General features: G+C 73.7%; 21 protein-coding genes. 18 read left to right on the forward strand and 3 right to left on the reverse strand.

Annotation, left to right across the window (positions count from 1 at the left end; translation table 11 throughout):
• Positions 1–20: 20 nt before the first annotated feature.
• The 12 genes from ABWI07_RS33185 (at position 21) to ABWI07_RS33240 (ending at position 12,183) form a co-directional block, all read left to right on the forward strand.
• The gene (locus ABWI07_RS33185) at positions 21–896 is read left to right on the forward strand and encodes a Gfo/Idh/MocA family protein (RefSeq protein WP_149264648.1); all 876 of its coding nucleotides are present in this window, start codon (positions 21–23) and stop codon (positions 894–896) included.
• A 17-nt stretch (positions 897–913) separates the two neighbouring features.
• Positions 914–1,318, forward strand: coding sequence for a rhodanese-like domain-containing protein (locus tag ABWI07_RS33190; protein WP_149264649.1), 405 nt, complete (start codon positions 914–916; stop codon positions 1,316–1,318).
• 58 nt (positions 1,319–1,376) lie between these two features.
• Complete coding sequence (locus ABWI07_RS33195) at positions 1,377–2,168, forward strand: DeoR/GlpR family DNA-binding transcription regulator (protein WP_353820978.1); 792 nt, start codon at positions 1,377–1,379, stop codon at positions 2,166–2,168.
• Positions 2,169–2,437: 269 nt separating this feature from the next.
• Positions 2,438–3,514, forward strand: coding sequence for a substrate-binding domain-containing protein (locus ABWI07_RS33200; protein ID WP_353820979.1), 1,077 nt, complete (start codon positions 2,438–2,440; stop codon positions 3,512–3,514).
• A 20-nt stretch (positions 3,515–3,534) separates the two neighbouring features.
• The gene (locus ABWI07_RS33205) at positions 3,535–4,452 is read left to right on the forward strand and encodes an ATP-binding cassette domain-containing protein (RefSeq protein WP_149264652.1); all 918 of its coding nucleotides are present in this window, start codon (positions 3,535–3,537) and stop codon (positions 4,450–4,452) included.
• Positions 4,445–5,689, forward strand: coding sequence for a sugar ABC transporter permease (locus ABWI07_RS33210; RefSeq protein WP_149264653.1), 1,245 nt, complete (start codon positions 4,445–4,447; stop codon positions 5,687–5,689). The genes ABWI07_RS33205 and ABWI07_RS33210 overlap by 8 nt, the downstream gene beginning before the upstream one ends.
• Positions 5,690–5,753: 64 nt before the next feature.
• Positions 5,754–7,265, forward strand: coding sequence for an FGGY family carbohydrate kinase (locus ABWI07_RS33215; protein ID WP_353820980.1), 1,512 nt, complete (start codon positions 5,754–5,756; stop codon positions 7,263–7,265).
• Positions 7,262–8,737: an FGGY-family carbohydrate kinase gene (locus ABWI07_RS33220; protein WP_353820981.1), complete on the forward strand. Its 1,476-nt coding sequence runs from the start codon at positions 7,262–7,264 to the stop codon at positions 8,735–8,737. Before ABWI07_RS33215 ends, ABWI07_RS33220 begins: the two co-directional genes overlap by 4 nt.
• A complete protein-coding gene (locus ABWI07_RS33225; RefSeq protein ID WP_149264656.1) occupies positions 8,734–9,342 on the forward strand; it encodes a histidine phosphatase family protein in 609 nt (202 codons plus the stop codon). The genes ABWI07_RS33220 and ABWI07_RS33225 overlap by 4 nt, the downstream gene beginning before the upstream one ends.
• Complete coding sequence (locus tag ABWI07_RS33230; protein ID WP_353820982.1) at positions 9,343–10,401, forward strand: 2-hydroxyacid dehydrogenase; 1,059 nt, start codon at positions 9,343–9,345, stop codon at positions 10,399–10,401.
• Between the two features lie 35 nt (positions 10,402–10,436).
• A complete protein-coding gene (locus tag ABWI07_RS33235; protein ID WP_353820983.1) occupies positions 10,437–11,243 on the forward strand; it encodes a hypothetical protein in 807 nt (268 codons plus the stop codon).
• 232 nt (positions 11,244–11,475) lie between these two features.
• Positions 11,476–12,183, forward strand: a complete 708-nt coding sequence (locus ABWI07_RS33240; protein WP_353820984.1) for a hypothetical protein — start codon at positions 11,476–11,478, stop codon at positions 12,181–12,183.
• A gap of 298 nt (positions 12,184–12,481) precedes the next feature.
• On the opposite strand, the gene ABWI07_RS33245 is transcribed toward ABWI07_RS33240, so the two are convergent.
• Positions 12,482–13,342, reverse strand: coding sequence for an alpha/beta fold hydrolase (locus ABWI07_RS33245; RefSeq protein ID WP_353820985.1), 861 nt, complete (start codon positions 13,340–13,342; stop codon positions 12,482–12,484).
• A 45-nt stretch (positions 13,343–13,387) separates the two neighbouring features.
• On the opposite strand from ABWI07_RS33245, the gene ABWI07_RS33250 reads away from it, so the two are divergent.
• The 6 genes from ABWI07_RS33250 (at position 13,388) to ABWI07_RS33275 (ending at position 17,213) form a co-directional block, all read left to right on the forward strand.
• Entirely contained in the window at positions 13,388–13,870 is a 483-nt protein-coding gene (locus ABWI07_RS33250) for a metallophosphoesterase family protein (protein ID WP_353820986.1), read from the forward strand.
• A 76-nt stretch (positions 13,871–13,946) separates the two neighbouring features.
• Positions 13,947–14,756 carry a crotonase/enoyl-CoA hydratase family protein gene (locus ABWI07_RS33255; protein ID WP_149264662.1) on the forward strand — a complete coding sequence of 270 codons (810 nt, stop codon included), beginning with the start codon at positions 13,947–13,949 and terminating at the stop codon, positions 14,754–14,756.
• A 322-nt stretch (positions 14,757–15,078) separates the two neighbouring features.
• Positions 15,079–15,303, forward strand: coding sequence for a hypothetical protein (locus tag ABWI07_RS33260; protein ID WP_149264663.1), 225 nt, complete (start codon positions 15,079–15,081; stop codon positions 15,301–15,303).
• A 14-nt stretch (positions 15,304–15,317) separates the two neighbouring features.
• Positions 15,318–15,659: a PadR family transcriptional regulator gene (locus ABWI07_RS33265; RefSeq protein WP_149264664.1), complete on the forward strand. Its 342-nt coding sequence runs from the start codon at positions 15,318–15,320 to the stop codon at positions 15,657–15,659.
• On the forward strand, positions 15,656–16,489 hold the full coding sequence (locus ABWI07_RS33270) for a hypothetical protein (RefSeq protein WP_353820987.1): 834 nt from the start codon (positions 15,656–15,658) through the stop codon (positions 16,487–16,489). The genes ABWI07_RS33265 and ABWI07_RS33270 overlap by 4 nt, the downstream gene beginning before the upstream one ends.
• 13 nt (positions 16,490–16,502) lie before the next feature.
• Positions 16,503–17,213 carry a hypothetical protein gene (locus tag ABWI07_RS33275; protein ID WP_353820988.1) on the forward strand — a complete coding sequence of 237 codons (711 nt, stop codon included), beginning with the start codon at positions 16,503–16,505 and terminating at the stop codon, positions 17,211–17,213.
• Positions 17,214–17,295: 82 nt separating this feature from the next.
• Here the strand turns inward: ABWI07_RS33275 and ABWI07_RS33280 are convergent, their stop codons facing one another.
• Both ABWI07_RS33280 and ABWI07_RS33285 read right to left on the reverse strand, forming a co-directional pair.
• On the reverse strand, positions 17,296–17,700 hold the full coding sequence (locus tag ABWI07_RS33280; RefSeq protein WP_353820989.1) for a DUF2752 domain-containing protein: 405 nt from the start codon (positions 17,698–17,700) through the stop codon (positions 17,296–17,298).
• An 81-nt stretch (positions 17,701–17,781) separates the two neighbouring features.
• On the reverse strand, positions 17,782–18,066 hold the full coding sequence (locus tag ABWI07_RS33285) for a CD225/dispanin family protein (RefSeq protein WP_353820990.1): 285 nt from the start codon (positions 18,064–18,066) through the stop codon (positions 17,782–17,784).
• Positions 18,067–18,415 lie beyond the last annotated feature (349 nt).

Below are 18,415 nucleotides of genomic sequence, written 5' to 3' on the forward strand. Positions count from 1 at the left end.
AGATCGCCTAGGTTTGTCCCATGAGCGATTCCGTGGCGGTGGGGCTGGTCGGAGCGGGACCCTGGGCGGGGATGGTGCACGCGCCCGCGCTGGCGGCGGGCCCGGCGACCCGGCTCGCGGGCGTGTGGGCGCGGCGGCCGGAGGCGTCCGCCGCGCTGGCCGGCGAGCACGGCGCCCCGTCGTTCGAGCGGATCGAGGACCTGTTCGACGCCTGCGAGGCCGTCGCGTTCTCCGTCCCGCCGGACGTCCAGGCCGACCTCGCCGCCCGCGCCGCCCGCGCGGGCAAGGCCGTCCTGCTGGAGAAGCCCCTCGCCATGGACCTGGACGGCGCCCGCCGCCTCGCGGGGGCCGTCGCCGAGGCGGGCGTCGTGTCGCAGATGGTCTTCACGCTGCGCTACTCGCGGGCCGCCCGCGACTTCCTCGACCGCACGCGGGGGCTGGAGCCGTTCGGCGGCTACGGCTCGTTCGTGTCGTCCGTACTGAGCGGGGGGCCCTTCGCCACCCCGTGGCGGCTGGAGAAGGGGGCGCTGCTCGACCTCGGCCCCCACATCGTCGACCTGCTGGACGCCGCGCTGGGCCGGGTCGCCGGCGTCCGCGCGCACGGCGACCCCCTCGGCTGGCTGGGGCTGACGCTGGAGCACGAGGGCGGCGCGATCAGCCAGGCCTCGGTGTCGATGGCGGGCATGGGGGAGCTCCCGCCCGCCCACGTCGAGGTGTACGGGCGGGGCGGCCACGCGCGGCTCGACTGGTCGCAGCTCGGCGACGACGCGTTCGCCACGATGGTGGCCGAGTTCGCCGCCGCCGTCCGGAGCGGGACGAGCCCGGCGCTGGACGCCGCCCACGGCCTGCGCATCCAGGAGGTGCTCGCCTCGGCCGAGGCTCAGCTGGCCGCCTGAGCTGCCATGATTGGTGCATGGCACGCACCATTGATGAGATCCTCGCCGAGGCGCGCGACCGGCTCGCGCGCGTCCGCCCCGACCAGGCCCACGCCGAGGCGCGCGACGGGGCGGTGCTGGTCGACATCCGCCCGGCCGCCCAGCGGGCGGGCGAGGGCGAGATCCCGGGCGCGCTGATCGTGGAGCGCAACGTCCTGGAGTGGCGCTTCGACCCGTCCTCGGACGCCCGGCTGCCCCAGGCCACCGGCCACGACGTCCGCGTCATCGTGTTCTGCTCGGAGGGCTACACCTCCAGCCTCGCCGCCGCGTCCCTGCACGACCTCGGGCTGACGCGCGCGACCGACATCGTGGGCGGGTTCAAGGCGTGGCGCGCGGCGGGCCTGCCGGCGACCGGGGCGGCGCTCGGTGACCCGGTGAGTTGAGCTCTTAACATTCGTGGTGTTAACTTCTGGCCTGGCGTCCGGACGTGAGGAGCGGGGCATGAGCGACCGGCAGCGGCGGGGGCCCGCGCAGCGGCAGGACGCGATCGCCGAGGCGGTGCTCGCCGCCGGGTCGGGGACGGCCGCGGAGCTCGCCGAGCGCTTCGGGGTCAGCCTCATGACGATCCATCGCGACCTCGACGAGCTGGAGCGCCAGGGGGTCGTCCGCAAGTACCGCGGCGGGGTGACCGCGCAGCGGTCCGGGGTCTTCGAGAGCAGCGTCGCCTACCGTGCCAAGACGATGCGCGAGGAGAAGGAGGCCATCGCCGCCAGGGCGGTGGAGCTGGTCGAGCCCGGCATGGCGATCATGCTCGACGACTCGACCACCACCCTCGCCCTCGCCCGGCGGCTGCCGGGCCTCGGCCCCCTGACGGTCGTCACCAACTTCCTGGACGGCCTGAACCTGCTGGCCCCGGTGCAGGGCATCCGGCTGATCGCGCTCGGCGGCGACTACGACCCGCTGCACAACTCGTTCATGGGCGTCTCGTGCGTGGAGATGATCGAGTCGCTGCAGGTCGACCTGTGCTTCGTGTCGACCTCGGCGGTGTCGGCCGGCAACGCCGGCCACCAGGAGCAGCGGGTCGTGGTCGTCAAGCGGGCCATGCTGCGCAGCGCCGTCCGCAACGTCCTGCTGGTGGACCACACGAAGCTGGGCCGTACCGCGCTGCACCGGGTCGCGCCGCTGAGCGACTTCGAGCGGGTCATCGTCGACGACGGGGCGCCGCCCGCGGCGCTGGCCGAGCTGGCGCAGCACAAGGTCGAGCACGAGGTCGCCGCGCGCCCGCGCCGCTGACCTCGTGTGAACGACGGACGTTATAACTAACATCCCCTGCCCCGTGCGTGCCTAGGGCCCCTACGGGATCGATGCTGAGCTGTGACCTGGGCTAACCGGGTCACCGGCCATCCCTGTTCACGATCATCTGTGTTAGTTAACGCCCATGTATTGACACTTCTAACGTTCGCAATGTTACGTTCTCCCCGCGGCGGCCGGCCGGCCCGGTCGCACGGCCGCCGCATCGGCTCCATCGCCCCCTTCACGGGCGTACCCCCGAGGAGAACTCTGTGAAGAAGCCCTCCCTCAGGACGGTCGCCGCGGCCGCCGCGGCGCTGGCCGTGCTCGCGCCCGCCGCGGCGTGCTCCTCCAAGAGCGCCGGGTCCGGTGGCGGCGACGCGAAGAACGCCAAGATCGCGTTCCTCATGCCCGACATCGCCTCGACCCGCTACGAGCTCTACGACGCCCCGCTGTTCAAGGCCAGGATGAAGCAGCTGTGCGGCGGCTGCTCGGTGCTCTACCAGAACGCCGGCGCCGACGCCTCCAAACAGCAGCAGCAGGCGAGCTCGGTGCTCGCCCAGGGCGTCAAGGCCATCGTGATCGACCCGGTCGACTCGGCCGCGGCGGCGTCGATCGTCCGGATGGCGCAGTCCCGGGACGTGAAGGTGATCGCCTACGACCGCCCCATCCCGGCGGCCAAGGCCGACTACTACGTCTCGTTCGACAACGAGAAGATCGGCGCGATGATCGGCCAGTCGCTCGTCGACCACCTCAAGCAGGAGAAGGCGAAGGGCGGCATCCTGGAGGTCAACGGCTCGCCGACGGACGCCGCCGCGAACCTCATCAAGAAGGGCATCCACAGCGCCGTCGACCCGAGCGGCTTCAAGCTGCTCGCCGAGTACGACACGCCCGGCTGGGAGCCCGCGAAGGCCCAGGAGTGGGTCAGCGGCCAGATCAGCAAGTACCGCGGTCAGATCGCGGGCGTCGTCGCCGCGAACGACGGCACCGGGGGCGCCTCCGTCGCCGCGTTCAAGGCCGCCGGCGTGGACGTCCCGCCCGTCACCGGCAACGACGCCGAGCTCGCCGCCGCCCAGCGGATCATCGCCGGCGACCAGTACAACACGATCTCCAAGCCGATCAAGATCGTCGCGGAGGCGGCCGCGAACGCCGCGTACAAGTTCGTCCAGGGCGAGGGCCCGAAGGGCAACACGACGCTGTTCGGCACGCCGTCGGAGCTGTTCACCCCGACCGTGGTGACCCAGGACAACATCGGCAAGGTCCTGCTCGGCCCGGACGGCGCCCTCAAGACCGACAAGGTCTGCACGGCCGATTACGCGGCGGCCTGCGCGAAGCTCGGCCTCAAGTAGCGATCTCCCGAAGGTTCGTCATGTCACCATCGCCCACTCCACCGGCCGGCGCGGCGGGCTCGCTGCTGTCGCTGCGCGGCGTCAGCAAGTCGTTCGGCGCGGTCGCCGCGCTCACCGGCGTCGACCTGGACGTCGCCGCGGGCGAGGTCGTCGCCCTCGTCGGCGACAACGGCGCCGGCAAGTCCACCCTGGTGAAGGTCCTGTCCGGCGTGCACGCCCCGGACGCGGGGACCATCACCTTCGAGTCGCGGGAGGTGAGCATCCCCACCCCGGCCGCCGCGCAGCAGCTCGGGATCGCGACCGTCTTCCAGGACCTCGCCCTCTGCGAGAACCTCAACGTGATCGAGAACCTGTTCCTCGGCCGCGAGATGCGGGCGCTGCGCCTGGACGACGTCGCGATGGAGGTCCGGTCCCGGGAGCTGCTCACCCAGCTCTCGGCGAAGATCCCCTCGGTGGAGGTGCCGGTCGCGGCGCTGTCGGGCGGCCAGCGCCAGACGGTGGCGATCGCCCGGTCGCTGCTCGGCGACCCCAAGGTCATCATCCTGGACGAGCCGACCGCCGCGCTCGGCGTCGCGCAGACCGCCGAGGTGCTCAACCTGATCGAGCGGCTCAAGGAGCGCGGCCACGGCGTGCTCATGATCAGCCACAACATGGCGGACGTGCAGGCCGTCGCCGACACCGTGGCCGTGCTGCGGCTCGGCCGCAACAACGGCGTGTTCGACGCGCGGACGACCTCCGCCGAGGAACTGGTCGCCGCCATCACCGGCGCGGCCGACAACGTGGTGAGCCGCCGCGCGGGCAAGGCCCGTCCCGAGGCCGGGGACGCGGAGGACGCCGCCGAAGGCGCGGTGGACGCCGCCGGAGCGCAGGAGCCGGCCGACGACCGGCCCGAGCGGGTCGCACCGGGCGGCCTGAGGAAGGGAGCGGGCGATGAGTGACCTCATGGCGCCGCCGGAGGCGAGGACCGGGCTGCCGGGCGACTCCGGCGACCGGGGCGTGCGCGCCGCGCTGGCGGCCGCCGCCGACCGGGTCCGCGGCGGCGATCTCGGCGTCGCGCCGGTGGTCGGCGGGCTGATCGTGATCTGGACCGTGATGCAGATCCTCAACCCGGTCTTCCTGTCCAGCGCCAACCTGGTCAACCTGGCGCTGGAGTGCGTGCCGGTCGGCGTGATCGCGCTCGGCGTGGTGTTCATGCTGCTGGTCGGGCAGATCGACCTGTCGGTGGGCTCGGTCAGCGGGCTCAGCGCCGCCGTGGTCGCGGTGCTGTTCGTCGACCACGGCTGGCCGTCCTGGCTGGCGATCGCCGCGGCGGTGGTGCTGGCCGTCGCGCTCGGCTGGTTCTACGCGCAGGTGTTCAACCGGCTCGGCGTGCCCAGCTTCGTCATCACCCTGGCCGGGCTGCTCGGCTGGCTCGGCCTCCAGCTGTGGATCCTCGGCCCCAAGGGCTCGATCAACCTGCCGTTCGACTCGCGGCTGGTGACGTTCGCCCAGCTCGACTTCCTCCCGCCGTGGCTGGCGTACGCGCTGGTGGTCGCGGGCGCGGCCATCCTGTACCTGACGGGCCACAACCGGGCCGCGCAGCGCCGCAGGGCGGGCCTGCCCGCGACGACGGAGCGCACGCTGATCCTCCGCAGCGCCGCCCTGCTGGCCGGCCTCGCGGTGGCGGTCTGGTACCTGAACCGCGACCGCGGTGTCGGCTGGATGTTCGTCCTGTTCCTGGTGCTCGTGCTGGCGACGCACTACGTCCTGTCCCGGACGAAGTACGGCAAGTCCGTGTACGCGGTCGGCGGCAACGTCGAGGCGGCGCGCCGCGCCGGCATCAACGTCCGGACGGTCTACACCTCCGCGTTCGTCATGTGCACCACGCTCGCCGCGATCGGCGGCGTCCTCGCGGCGGCGCGGCTCGCGGCGGCCAACCAGAGCAGCGGCGGCGGCGACGTCAACCTGAACGCGATCGCGGCGGCCGTGATCGGCGGGACGAGCCTGTTCGGCGGGCGCGGCAACGCGTTCGCGGCGCTGCTCGGCATCCTGGTCATCCAGTCGATCTCCAGCGGGCTGACGCTGCTGAACCTCGACTCGTCCTACCGGTTCATGGTCACCGGCGCCGTCCTGCTGCTCGCCGTGGCGCTGGACTCGGTCGCCCGCCGCTCGCGCGCCTCGCACGGGCGCGCCTGACCGGCGCGCGCTTTGATGGGACCGCGCATCTGATGGGACCACTACGCAACGGACGGGGGAGCCGATGACGGTCGTCTGCGTCGACGCGGGCACCACGATGATCAAGGCGGTGGGGTACGGCGGGGACGGCGCCGAACTGGCCGTCGCCCGGCGGCCCACAGAGGTGTCCCGGCCCGCGCCGGGACACGCCGAGCAGGACATGGCCGCGGTGTGGCGCGCCGTCGCCGACGCCGTCCGGGAGGTGCTCGCCCGGGTCGGCGGCGACCCCGACTTCCTGGCGCTCACCGCGCAGGGCGACGGCTGCTGGCTGGTGGACGGCGACGGCGCCCCCACCGGCCCGGCGATCCTGTGGAACGACGGCCGCGCCGCCCCGGCCGTCGAGCGCTGGGCGGCCGCAGGCGTGCTGGAGGGGGCGTTCCGCGTCAACGGGTCGCTGCACTTCGCGGGGCTTCCGAACGCGATCCTCACCTGGCTGCGCGAGCACGACCCCGACCGGCTCGCCCGCTCGGCGGCGTCCCTGACCTGCGGCGGCTGGATCTTCTCCCGGCTCACCGGGGAGATCGCGGTCGACGGCTCGGACGCGTCCGCGCCGTTCCTGGACATCGCCGCCCTGCGGTACTCCGACGACCTGCTGCGCCGCTACGACATGGAATGGGCCGCGAGGCTCCTTCCCGAGGTGCGCGGCGACGACCGGCGCGCCGCCCCGCTGACCCGGGAGGCGGCGGCCGAGCTGGGGCTGCCCGAGGGGCTGCCGGTCGTCCTCGCCCCGTACGACATCGCGTCCACCGCGATCGGCGTGGGCGCGGTCGACACCGGCCAGGCCTGCACGATCCTCGGCACCACGCTGTGCACGGAGACGGTCGTGGACGGCCCGCGCCTCACCGGCGACCCGTCCGGCCTCACGGTCGCGATGGGCCTGCCGGGCCGCTACCTGCGGGCCTTCCCGACGCTCGCGGGCGGCCAGGTCGTCGACTGGGCGTGCCGCGTGCTCGGCCTGCCGGCACCGGGTGCGCTCGCCGACCTGGCGGCGCAGGCGCCGCCGGGCGCCGACGGGCTGGTCTTCCTGCCGTACCTGTCGCCCGCGGGGGAACGGGCCCCGTTCCTCGACCCGCGGGCGCGCGGCGCGTTCCACGGCCTCACCGTCCACCACGAGCGCGAGCACATCGCCCGCGCCGTGCTGGAAGGGCTCAGCCTGGTCGTGCGCGACTGCCTGACCGCGGCCGAGACCCGCCCCACCGAACTGCGGGTGAGCGGCGGCGGCTCGGCGAGCCCCGTCTGGCTGGGCATGCTCGCAGACGTCACGGGCGTCCCGGTCGTCCGGTCGGCCGACACCGAGGCCGGCGCGCGCGGCGCGTTCATCGTCGGGCTCCTGTCCACCGGGCGGGCCGCCGGCGCCCGCGAGGCCGCCGACGCCCACGTCCGTCCTGGCGACGCCTACGCCCCCGACCCCGGCCGGGCCGACCACTACGCCCGGGCCTACGAGGACTTCCTGGCGATCCGCTCGGCCACGGCGCCCGCCTGGCCGACGCTCGCGGCGGCCCGTGCCCGCACCGGCCGGGACGGCGGCGCCCGGTGACCGACCAGAACGAGGAGGTCTGGGTCGGGATCGACTTGGGGACGCAGAGCGTGCGCGCGCTCGCCGTCACCGCGTCGGGGGACGTGGCCGGGGCCGGCAGCCGGACGCTGACCGGGCGGCGGGACGGCCCCCGGCACGAGCAGGACCCCGAGGACTGGTGGACGGCGGTCGGCGCCGCCTGCCGCGAGGCGCTCCGGGACGTCCCGGCGGGGGCCGTGCAGGCCGTCGCCGTCGACGCGACGTCCGGGACGGTCCTGCTCACCGATGACGGAGGCCGGCCGCTGACCCCGGCCCTCATGTACGACGACACCCGCGCCGCCGCGCACGTCCAGCGGGTCAACGAGGCCGGCGGCGAGGTGTGGCGCTCCCTCGGCTACCAGCGCATGCAGCCCGCCTGGGCCCTGCCGAAACTGCTGTGGCTCCTGGAGAACCACCCGCACGAGGGCGCCCACCTCGCCCACCAGGCCGACTTCGTCAACCGGCGGCTGACCGGCCATCCGGTGGCCGCCGACCTCAGCAACGCGCTCAAGACCGGTGCGGACCTCATCGCCGAGGCCTGGCCGGCGGACGTCCTCGACGCGCTGGGCGTCCCCGCCGGCCTGCTCCCGCCGCTGGAACGGTCCGGCACGCCGCTCGGGACGGTCTGCGCCGCCGCCGCGGAGGCGACCGGCGTCCCCGAGGGGACCCCCGTCGTCGCGGGCGCCACCGACGGGTGCGCCGCCCAGCTCGGGACGGGGCGCCTCACCGTCGGGTCGTGGAACTCCGTCCTCGGGACGACCCTCGTCCTCAAGGGCGTCAGCGACGAACTCGTCCAGGACCCGTTCGGCGTCGTCTACTCCCACAAGGCGCCGGACGGGCGGTGGCTGCCCGGCGGCGCGTCCAGCACCGGCGCGGGCGCGATCTCCCGCGACTTCCCGGGCCGGGACCTGGCCGACCTGGACCGCCGCGCGGCGGAGCACGAACCGGCGGCGGCGCTCGCGTACCCGCTCGTCCCGGCGGGGGAGCGGTTCCCGTTCCTCGCGCCGGACGCCCGCGGGTTCCGGCTCGGCGGGACGGGCGACGAGGCCGACGACTTCGCCGCCGTCCTGCAGGGCGTCGGCTACCTGGAGCGGCTCTGCTTCGACCACCTCGACCTGCTCGGCGCGCCCACCGGCGGCGACCTGACGCTGACCGGCGGGGCCGCGCGCAGCCGGTACTGGTGCCAGCTGCGCGCCGACATCCTCGGCCGCCCGGTCGTGCTGCCCCGGCAGGCCGAGCCCGCCCTCGGCGCCGCCGTGCTCGCCGCCGCGCCGGGCCGCGACGTCGCCGAGACCGCCGGGCGGATGGTCGCCGTCAAGGCGGTGATCGACCCGCGTCCGCAAAAGACCGGCGTGTTCGACGCGCCCTACCTGCGCCTGGTCGGTGAGCTGGAACGGCGCGGGTGGCTGCCCGCCGAGACCGCCGCGCACGCACGCGAGAGGACATCCCGATGACGCGCCTCGTCCTCGTCCGGCACGGGGAGACCGAATGGCACGCCGAGAACCGCTACGCCGGGGTCAGCGACGTCGCGCTGACCCCGCTCGGCCTGGACCAGGCCCGCTCGCTGGCCGCGTGGGCGGCGAAGGCCCGGCCCGACGCGGTGTGGTGCTCGGACCTGTCGCGGTCCCGGCTGACCGCGGCGCCGTCCGCCGCGGCGATCGGCTCGCGGCTGCACGTCGACGGGCGGCTCCGGGAACTGGACTTCGGGCAGGGCGAGGGGCTCACCCGCGCGGAGATGGAGCGCAAGTTCCCCGAGGAGCTGCGCGCGTTCCTGGCCGACCCCGTCGCCGCGCACCTGCCCGGCGGCGAGGACCCGGCCGCCGCCGCGCGCCGCTTCACCGCCTGCCTGGACGACATCGCGCGCCTGCACGAGGGCGGGCGCGTCCTGGTCGTCGCGCACTCCACGGCGATCCGGCTCGCGCTGTGCCGGCTGCTGGGGATGCCGCTCAAGGACTACCGGCGGCGGTTCCCGTCGCTGGGCAACTGCGCACTGACCGAGATCCGGCTCCGGGACGGCGAGGCCGCCCTCCTGGAGTTCAACACCCCACTGGAGCGATGAATGACTACCCGCGTGCTCGCGGCCGGTGACCTCTTCGTCCGCAACGACCTGCTCATCGACGCCCTGCGCGCCGAGACCCCCGGCGGTCTGGCGTTCTCGGAGGTCACGCTGCCGTGGCCGGTGGAGCCGTTCGGGCGCGTCGCCGAGGTGGACGAGGCGTCCGGGACCGAGGAGCAGCTCATCGAGGCGCTGCGCGGCGCCGAGGTCTGCGTCACCCAGATGGCCCCGCTGACCCGGCGGATCCTGGAGGCCTCCCCGGACCTGCGGCTGTTCGGCATCAGCCGCGGCGGGCCCGTCAACGCCAACCTGGAGGCCGCGACCGAGCACGGCGTGGCCGTCTGCTTCGCGCCCGGACGCAACGCGGGCGCGACCGCCGAGCACACCCTCGGGCTGATCCTCGCGGCGGTGCGGCGCATCCCGCAGACGCACGTCGACCTGATGGCGGGGCAGTGGCGCGGCGACTACTACCGCTACGACGACGTCGGCATCGAGATCCTCGGCAGCACCGCCGGCCTCGTCGGCTGCGGCGCCGTCGGCCGCCGCGTCGCCCGGATGCTCGCCGCGCTCGGCGCCCGCGTGCTCGTCCACGACCCCTACCTGGACGACCTCGGAGACCTGTCGGGCATCGCCGAGCTCGTCCCGCTCGACGAGCTGCTGGCGCGCGCGCAGATCGTCTCCCTGCACGCCCGCGCGACGCCGCAGACCACGGGGATGATCGGCGCCGCGCAGATCGCCGCGATGCCGCCCGGCTCCATCATCGTCAACTGCGCGCGCGGGTCGCTGCTGGACTACGAGGCCGTCTGCGACGCCGCCGAGTCCGGGCACCTGTTCGCCGCCGCGTTCGACGTGTTCCCCGAGGAGCCGATCCCGGCCGGGTCGCGGCTGCTGACCACCCCGAACATCATCGTCACGCCGCACCTGGCCGGGGCCAGCAAGCAGACCGCCGCCAACGCCGCCCGCATCCTCGCCCGGGACGTCGGCCGCCACCTGCGCGGCGAGCCCCTCGTCCACTGCGCGAACCCCGAGGTGCTGGAGGCCCCCCGCCCGGCCCGCCCCTGACCTTCCTCCCCATCACCCCCCACCAAGGAGGCACGATGCACGGACCCGGACTCGGCGAGGTCGCTCCCACCCGCCGCAGAGTCCTCGGCTTCGCGGGCGCCGCCACGCTCGCCGGAGCCGCCGCCCTGGCCGGCGCCCGCCCCGCGGCGGCGGCCGGCCGCCCCTACACCTTCGACCTGCTGTTCAACGTCCCCCACACCGACAACATGCAGGGCCTCGCCTACCGCCGCGGCCGGTTCTACGTCGGGTTCGACGTGGGCGGCGGCCACGGCGTCATCCGCGAGTACGACCGCGACGGCAACACGCTCAAGGAGAGCGCGCCCCTCGCCGTCGGGCACGCCGCCGAGATCAGCGTCCGCGACCGCGACGGCCTCCTCTACGTCGCCACCGGCGGCGGCAAGAACCCCACCCAGGTCAACGTGGTGGACTGGAGCGGCGAGCCTGAGGTCGTGCGCACCATCGACTTCGCCTCCCTCGGCAACTCGGGCCTCGTGGCGGTCGACAACCGGCGCGACGGCCTGCTCGTGCACGCCGGACCGGGCGACCAGGGCCCGTTCGTGTTCGCGTTCACCGACCTCGACGGAACCGTCCGCTCGACCTTCGACCTCGGCTACCAGGGCGTCCCGCAGGGCCTGGAGATGGCCGGTGACAAGGTCCTCTACTACACCAACAACACGATCACCGTGCTGGACCGGGCCGGGACGATCCTGGACGCCATCGACATCCCGCTGACCGGGGAGAGCGAGGGGCTGGCGGTCGCACCCGCCGGCCGCGGCACCCGCGTCTTCTTCGGCTACAACAAGCCGAACCGCGTGTACGCGATGAAGCCCGTGTTCCACTGACAGGCCAGGCGCGCGGCCGGGTTCCGTCCGTACCTCCCGTCCCGGCCGCGCGCCCTCCTCTTCTTGCGCACCAAGTGCGCAACTCCGCGCTTGACATATCGGTCGCCGAGCATTCGGCGGCCGCCGTTTAGCGGAATTCTCTAAACTGTGGATATCGGGCTGGAAAGCCCTTGCTTTTCACGGTCACTCGGGTAGAAAAAATCAAATCCCTCTTCCCGAGGAGGAAAACCCCGTGAAGGCTCCCATCAGGCTGGCCGCGCCCTTGGCGGCCGCGACCGCCGCGCTCGCCCTGGCGGCGCCCGCCGCCTCCGCCGCGACCACCACGATCCGCGAGGAGACCGCCGCCGGAGCGCCGTACTCCGGCAACTGGCAGGTCGCCACCGTCGGGGCGCTCCAGTTCTCCGTCGACTACCTCGGCGCGAAGGTCACGGGCTCCTGCGACGGCGCCCGGCTGCAGGGCACCGTCCAGTCCACCGGCGCGGGCGAGCTGACCGCCGCGTCGATCGGCGCGTGCCGGACGTCCAACGGCCTCAGCTCTCCGGCCACCGACCTCGACCTCGGCGAGGTGGCCGACAGGAGCGGCCAGGTCGCCTACGACCCGGTCCAGGGCGGCCGGGACGGCGTCCTGTCCATCAACGGCGGCCTGCGCTTCAAGATGGAGGGCAAGATCCTAGGCATCACCGTCACCTGCTACTACGGGTTCCGGACGGGGAGCACCGACGGTCTGCGCTTCGACGTCTACAACCGCGACAACCCGAACCGTCCGATGCCGGACCAGGACGACGCGCAGGGCAGGTCCGACGACATCACGCTCGTGCGGCAGACGGGCAGCAGCGCGCTGTGCCCCTCCAACGGCACGGGCAGCGGCTCCGCCATCGCCCGCGGTGAGAGCACGCCGGGCTCCGGGGTCTTCGACCGCAAGCTCTACCTGACCTCGTAACCCCGGCGCGGCAGGCGGAGAGGCGGCCGGGTCCCGGGGCCGGTGCAAGGGAGTGTTCATCCTCCTCGGGGCCCGGCCGCCCTCACTGTGCCCTCGCGGTGCTGGGTCGCCGTGTCGGAAAGAGCCGACCGGGGGCGTACGGTCGGAATCCTTCTGGGACGGTCGCGAGGAATTCGAGCGTAACTCCGCAGGTCAGTCCTCGGTAATGACAGCGTGCTTACAGTTGTTTCCCACACGTGTCCGAAGTGGGGCGTGGCAAAATCACCGCCCTTTCCGGCGGGCGCCCCGCGGCCGTCCGCTACCCCCGCGCGGCGGTCCGCCCGACGAAGTCGCGGAGCAGGGCGACGGCCCGGTCCGGATCCTCCCTGAACACCCCGTGGCCCGTGGCGGGCAGCACGTGCAGCTCGGCTGTGCCCTCCGGCAGGGCCTCGGCGAGCTTCCGGGCCGCCGAGATCGTCGCGACGGGGTCGTCCTCTCCGTTCAGGACCAGGACGGGCCGGACGATCCGCTCAAGGTACGGCCACGGGTCGAACGCGCCCGCGAGCGACCGCCGGAAATGCTCGATGACGTCTCGGTTCCACCGGATGCGGGCCAGCCTGTCCCTCGCCTCCGGGTCGCCGTCCGGACGCCGCGAGTACAGGGGCAGGCACACGCGCTCCCAGTCGTCCTGGACGTCCTCCCCGCCCCAGTAGCGGCGCGCGATGTCGCGGGCCTCAGCGCCTCCGAGCCGCTCGAAGACCTCCAGCCGCTCCTCGGCGGGACCCGGCATCACGCTGTCGAGCACCACACCGCGGACGCGCTCCGGGTGGCGGTGCGCGACCGTCAGCGCCACCCACCCGCCGCTGGACGTCCCGAGGAGGACCGGGTCGTCGATGCCCAGCGCGTCGCAGAAGTCGACGACGTCGTCCGCCCAGCGCTCCCACGTCCACAGCGCGGGCTCGCTCACGTCCGACCGGCCGCTGCCGCGCTGGTCCAGGTAGACGACCTGCGCGAACTCGGTCGCCCGCCCCAGCACCGGCTTGAACAGCGAATGGTCGGCGCCGGGACCGCCGTGCAGCGCCACGACCACGGGCCGCTCAGCCATCGCCGCACCGTCCGGGACCAGCCCGGCGCCCTCGACGTCGAAGTAGAGGCGCACACCGCCGATGTCGATCCGCATCCGTCCCATTGTGCCCCTGCGGGGACAATGGGACATGTGAGAGCGGTGGCCATTTCCGACACCCACGCGCCGAGGCGCTGGAAGTCGTGCCCGCCGCGGGTGGCCGAGCACCTGCGGGGCGCCGACGTGATCCTGCACGCAGGCGACGTGTGCCTCGCCTCCGTCCTGGACGAGCTGGCCCAGTACGCGCCCGTCCACGCCGTCCTCGGCAACAACGACGGCCCGGACGTGGCGGAGTGGGGCGCGCCCGAACGCCTCGGACTCGACCTCGACGGCCTCGCCGTCGCGATGGTCCACGACAGCGGCCAGGCCCGGGGCCGCACCGCCCGGATGCGGCGCTGGTTCCCCGCCGCCGACCTCGTCGTGTTCGGGCACTCGCACATCCCGCTGGACGAGACCGGCGACGGCGTCCGCATCTTCAACCCCGGGTCGCCGACCGACCGGCGCCGCCAGCCGCACGGCACCCTCGGCCTCCTCGACATCCGCGACGGCACGCTCACCGGGGCGCGGATCGTCCCGGTGACCTGACCCTCGCCCTCGACCGGCGGGGCGCCGCATGGAATCGTCCCCCGCAGACGACCGCGAGGATGAGAGGGACCCCGGCATGACCGACCGCGTCACCGTGCACGTCCACGAGGGGGTCGCCGACGTGCGGCTCAACCGACCCGACAAGCTGAACGCCCTCGACCTGGCCATGTTCGAGGCGCTCGCCCGGACCGGGGACGCGATCGCCGCCGACGCGTCCGTCCGGGCCGTGGTCCTGTCGGGGGAGGGCCGCGCGTTCTGCGCCGGCCTGGACTTCGCCAACTTCGCCGCCATGGCCGGCGACGGCGCCGGACGCCGCTCCGGCGACATCACCGAGCGCGAGCCGGGACGCATCACCAACCTCGGCCAGCAGGCCGTGCACGTGTGGCGGGAAATGCCGCAGCCCGTCATCGCCGCCGTCCACGGGCACGCCCTCGGCGGGGGCCTGCAGATCGCGCTCGGCGCCGACATCCGCATCGCCGCCCCGGACGCGCGCCTGTCCGTCCTGGAGATCCGCTGGGGCCTGGTGCCCGACATGACCGGCACCGCCGCGCTGATCCGCCTCGTCGGCGAGGACGTCGCGAAGGAGCTGACCTTCACCGGCCGCATGATCTCCGGAGCGGACGCCGTCCGCATCGGCCTGGCCACCCGCACCGCCGATGACCCGCACGCCGCCGCGACAGACCTCGCCCGCGAGATCGCAGGCAACAGCCCCGACGCCGTCCGGGGGGCCAAGCGCCTGCTCAACCGCGCCGCCGACACCGACCTGGCCGGCCAGTTCCTCGAAGAGTCCCGCACGCTCGCCGCCCTGCGCGGAAGCCCCAACCAGGTCGAAGCCGTCCGCGCCCACTTCGACAAGCGCCCACCCGCCTTCAGCGACCCCGTCTGACACCCCGAGCGACCGGACGGGCCTCGCCGAGCCCATCTCCCGCCCCGCGAGACCGCGCACAGGCGCTCGAGCCCTCGGAGTATCCGGGAACGCCGGACTCGGCGAGGTCGTCACCCCGGCGGACCGGGCGTGGCCGACCATGCGGCTCCGAAGGCCGCACATGCCCGTTCGGCCATCCATCGCACCGGACGAGGCCGAGGAGTCGAGACGGTGACGGACGATCTCCGGAGCCCCCGAGGGCACCATGCAGGGCGACAGGGGCCGGTGCGGTCCGCGTTCGACTCCCTGGCGATCACGAGGCCTCGTATGTAGAGTACGAGCCATGGGCTATGTAGAGTTCGAGCGACGCGGAGGCGGGTCGGGCCGGTCCGGGGTATTCGTCGCCTGGGAGTTGCTGGCCTGGCTGGGGATCGCTTCGGCGGCGGTCGGGGCGGCCGTGGTGGCGTGGCTGATGCCGGCGGTGGCCGGGCCTGTCGGAGTCGCGGCGGCGGTGGCGGGGCTGCTGCTGGCGGTCCGCGGCGGGATGCGGGGAAGGGGAGCACGGTGACCCGGGGGCCGCGGATGACCGTGCAGACCCAGATGGTGCTACGCCAGGCGCTGCTGGAACCGAACCGGGAGTGGTACGGGCTGGAGATGGTGCAGGCCACCGAGTTGCCCACCGGCACGGTCTATCCGATCATCACCCGCCTCGAACAGGCCGGATGGATCACGTCCCGCTGGGAGGAGCCGGCCGAGCAGCGCGACGCCGACGCCCTCGGCCGCCCCCGCCGCCGCTACTACAAGCTCACACAGGAGGGCGCCGAGAACGCCCGCCTCGCCCTGGCCAAGGCACACGCCAACCGCGCCACCGCCCCCAAGCCCTGGAACACCCTGCGTCCGCACGCCCCCGGAGCCAGTCCGTGACCCGCCCCGCGTCCTTCAAGGACCAGCTCTGCCCCGTCTGCGACTCCCAGGTTGTATCCGGCGACTCTCACTGCACGGTCTGTGGAGGACGCCTCCTAGGACCGCGCTCTACCCCCGACCTGGGCGCGCTGAAGGCCGCGTGCCTCCACCTCGCCGCCGGCCTCGTCCCGGCGGCCAATGCGGTAGCGGCCGCGGCGGCGCGCGCCGAACACGCAAGCACCGGCGCGGTGGCCAGAGCGGCGGGCGCGGCGGGCATGCCTGCGCACATCGCGAAGGCGGCGGCGCGCAAAGCGGCCGTGGCGGCGGACGCGGCGGACGCGGCGAGGTACGCGGCGGAAGCGGTGCTCGCGGCGGCGAATGCCGCTGACGCGGCCACGACGGTGGAGGCGACAGGCGCGCAGGTGCGTACGGGGTCGCGGGCGACGGACGCGGCTCGCGCGGCTGAGGCCGCGGCGGCGAAGGTTACGGTGTGGCCACTGAGAACGGCCTTATCGGTGGCTGAGGCTGTCTGGACGGGCACGGACGCGGCGGTGCTGGCAATGCAGGAGACCAGGCGAGTCTTCACAAGTGCGACAGGCGGCCAGGCCCAGCCTCGCGCGGTGACGGGCACGGCGCGGCGGCCAGGGGTTTTGACGCGGCGTCTGCTGGCCGCCGGGTGTGCCCTGCTGCCCGCCGGTACCCGAGGTCGCTATGCCGAGGAGTGGTTGAGCCTGCTCACCGAGTTGCCCACCCGTCGGGCACGGGCCGTCCATGTGCTGTCGATCCTGTGCGGCGCGCCGCGCCAGGCCTGGACGCTGCGCCGCCCCCTCAAGCACGTCCCGCCCGTCTGACCAGGAGACCGCCGTGACCGACGCCTCCAGCCGCGAGCTCGACGCGAACAAGATTCAGGACGCACGTACCTATCTCGCCACCCACTTTCCTCCCGCCGCCCGCGCGGCGGCGGCCGCGGCGGCCGCGGCGAGCCCGGGAGGGGCGGCGGCCGCGGTGCATTCGGCGAACGCAGCCGCCACGGCGGACATGCTGGTCAGCGCATCGAGCATGATCGTGGAGCCGCGGGACGTAGCGGCCTTCGCAGCGGCCCTTGGAGAGGACGCCGCGCGCGTGGCGGCGAATGCGGCGCGCGCGGCGAGCATGGAGGGCGCGCCCTGGACGGGGCGTGCGGTGGCCCAGGCAGGGAGCGCGGCGCGCGACGCGGCCGCCGCGGCGAACCTGACGGGCGAGGCGCTCGCTGTGTTCGCGGCGGTGGACGCGGCACTGCGGGCTCTGCGGGAGGCCGAGAGGGTCTTCACCATGTTGGCCGTTGGCAAGTCCGGGGCACATGCCGTGGCCGGTGGGGTCCGGGCACCGGGGAGCGTGGCGCGGAGGTTGCTCGCCGCCGGGTGCGCGTTGCTGCCTGCCGGCGATCGAGCCCGCTACAACGAGGAGTGGCTGAGCTTGCTCACGGAGTCGCCGACCCGTCGGGCACGGGCCGCCCATGTGCTGTCCATACTGTGCGGCACACCGCACCAGGCCTGGACGCTGCGGCGCCCCCTCAAGCGCGTCCCGCCCGCCTGACCGCCCAGGGGAGTGGCCGGCTCCTGATGGGACAGGCTCGTCGTTGTGCAGGGGCGGAGCACTCGGCCTTATGCGTTCGGGGTCAGGCGGCGAGGAACGATCCGGCCGGGAGGTTTCTGATCAGCCAGAAAAGGAGGACCGCTCCGAACAGGATCCAGATCAGGGCGGGGTGCGCCGCCTTCGTCCGGACGGGGCGGTCCAGGGCGCGGGCCCGCGCCCACCGGAGCCAGAAGAAGGCCAGAAGCGGAAGCATCGCCATGGTCAGGACGTTCAGCCCGAACGCCTCCTGGACGCGGCCATGGGCGAGCGCGTGAACCGTGCGCATGGACCCGCAGCCTGGGCACTGGAACCCGGTGATGGCCAGGAAGGGGCAGGTCGGATAGTGCCCCGCTTCATTCGGGTCCACCGCCGCGACGTAGCAGACGGCCGCGACGCTGAAGACGAGCACCGCGCCGGGCCGGAGCAGCCTGACGGCGAGTCCGGCCACGGGCCGTTGCGCACCGCCCGGGACTTCGGGAACCGGCCCGCCCCGCGGCGGCGGGGCGGGCCGGAACTCTTCCGTCATGGGTCAGCTGCCGTTGGCGCCGGCCATGGCGACGAGGAAGTAGATGACACCGACGATCACACCCAGGACCGCCGACGCGATCGCCCAGTTCTTGGCGTTGTTGGAGGAGTTGATCGCACCGGCGTGGTCGCCGGCCATCCACTTGGAGTTGACCTGCGCGGCGTAGACGATGGAAACGATGCCGGCGGGGAGGCAACAGAGGATCGTGGTGGCGACCGCCCATGCGAGATGGTTGGGGGGCGGGGCGCCGGGGCTCGACGGTGGCGGCGGGGGAGGTGGGTAGGCCATGTCGTACCTCTCCGTGCTGGGCTGGGTGAGCTACTTAGGTAGATGGTGCCCCGGCACGCCAGGTTCCCCTCAATACGGCACAACCTGGCCGCAGGGCACCGCGCCGGGGCCGATTTGACTCGGGCGCTCCGACCGCGTAAGTTGACCCCTCGTCCCCTCACGGATGCAGGACGCCCACATGGCGGTCGGCCGAAGCATGGGGAAACCACCAACGAACCAGCCGACACGGTCTCGCCGTGTCTGCCGTGCCGTGGTGGGTCGGAAAGGCTCGATTTTGACAATCGGACCGGATCTGATGAAATAGCTCCACCGCCCGGAAGGTGCCGCGCAAGCGGGATTGGAAAGGCGT

This window comes from Actinomadura sp. NPDC000600, assembly GCF_040492135.1.
GTDB lineage: Bacteria > Actinomycetota > Actinomycetes > Streptosporangiales > Streptosporangiaceae > Spirillospora.

Coding starts and splice junctions, on each gene's coding strand:
- ABWI07_RS33225 (WP_149264656.1), top strand. CDS start 8,734: ATGACGCGCCTCGTCCTCGTCCGGCACGGGGAGACCGAATGGCACGCC.
- ABWI07_RS33195 (WP_353820978.1), top strand. CDS start 1,377: ATGAGCGACCGGCAGCGGCGGGGGCCCGCGCAGCGGCAGGACGCGATC.
- ABWI07_RS33285 (WP_353820990.1), bottom strand. CDS start 18,066: ATGGCCTACCCACCTCCCCCGCCGCCACCGTCGAGCCCCGGCGCCCCG.
- ABWI07_RS33210 (WP_149264653.1), top strand. CDS start 4,445: ATGAGTGACCTCATGGCGCCGCCGGAGGCGAGGACCGGGCTGCCGGGC.
- ABWI07_RS33265 (WP_149264664.1), top strand. CDS start 15,318: ATGACCGTGCAGACCCAGATGGTGCTACGCCAGGCGCTGCTGGAACCG.
- ABWI07_RS33185 (WP_149264648.1), top strand. CDS start 21: ATGAGCGATTCCGTGGCGGTGGGGCTGGTCGGAGCGGGACCCTGGGCG.
- ABWI07_RS33245 (WP_353820985.1), bottom strand. CDS start 13,342: ATGCGGATCGACATCGGCGGTGTGCGCCTCTACTTCGACGTCGAGGGC.
- ABWI07_RS33230 (WP_353820982.1), top strand. CDS start 9,343: ATGACTACCCGCGTGCTCGCGGCCGGTGACCTCTTCGTCCGCAACGAC.
- ABWI07_RS33255 (WP_149264662.1), top strand. CDS start 13,947: ATGACCGACCGCGTCACCGTGCACGTCCACGAGGGGGTCGCCGACGTG.
- ABWI07_RS33205 (WP_149264652.1), top strand. CDS start 3,535: ATGTCACCATCGCCCACTCCACCGGCCGGCGCGGCGGGCTCGCTGCTG.
- ABWI07_RS33260 (WP_149264663.1), top strand. CDS start 15,079: ATGGGCTATGTAGAGTTCGAGCGACGCGGAGGCGGGTCGGGCCGGTCC.
- ABWI07_RS33190 (WP_149264649.1), top strand. CDS start 914: ATGGCACGCACCATTGATGAGATCCTCGCCGAGGCGCGCGACCGGCTC.
- ABWI07_RS33215 (WP_353820980.1), top strand. CDS start 5,754: ATGACGGTCGTCTGCGTCGACGCGGGCACCACGATGATCAAGGCGGTG.
- ABWI07_RS33235 (WP_353820983.1), top strand. CDS start 10,437: ATGCACGGACCCGGACTCGGCGAGGTCGCTCCCACCCGCCGCAGAGTC.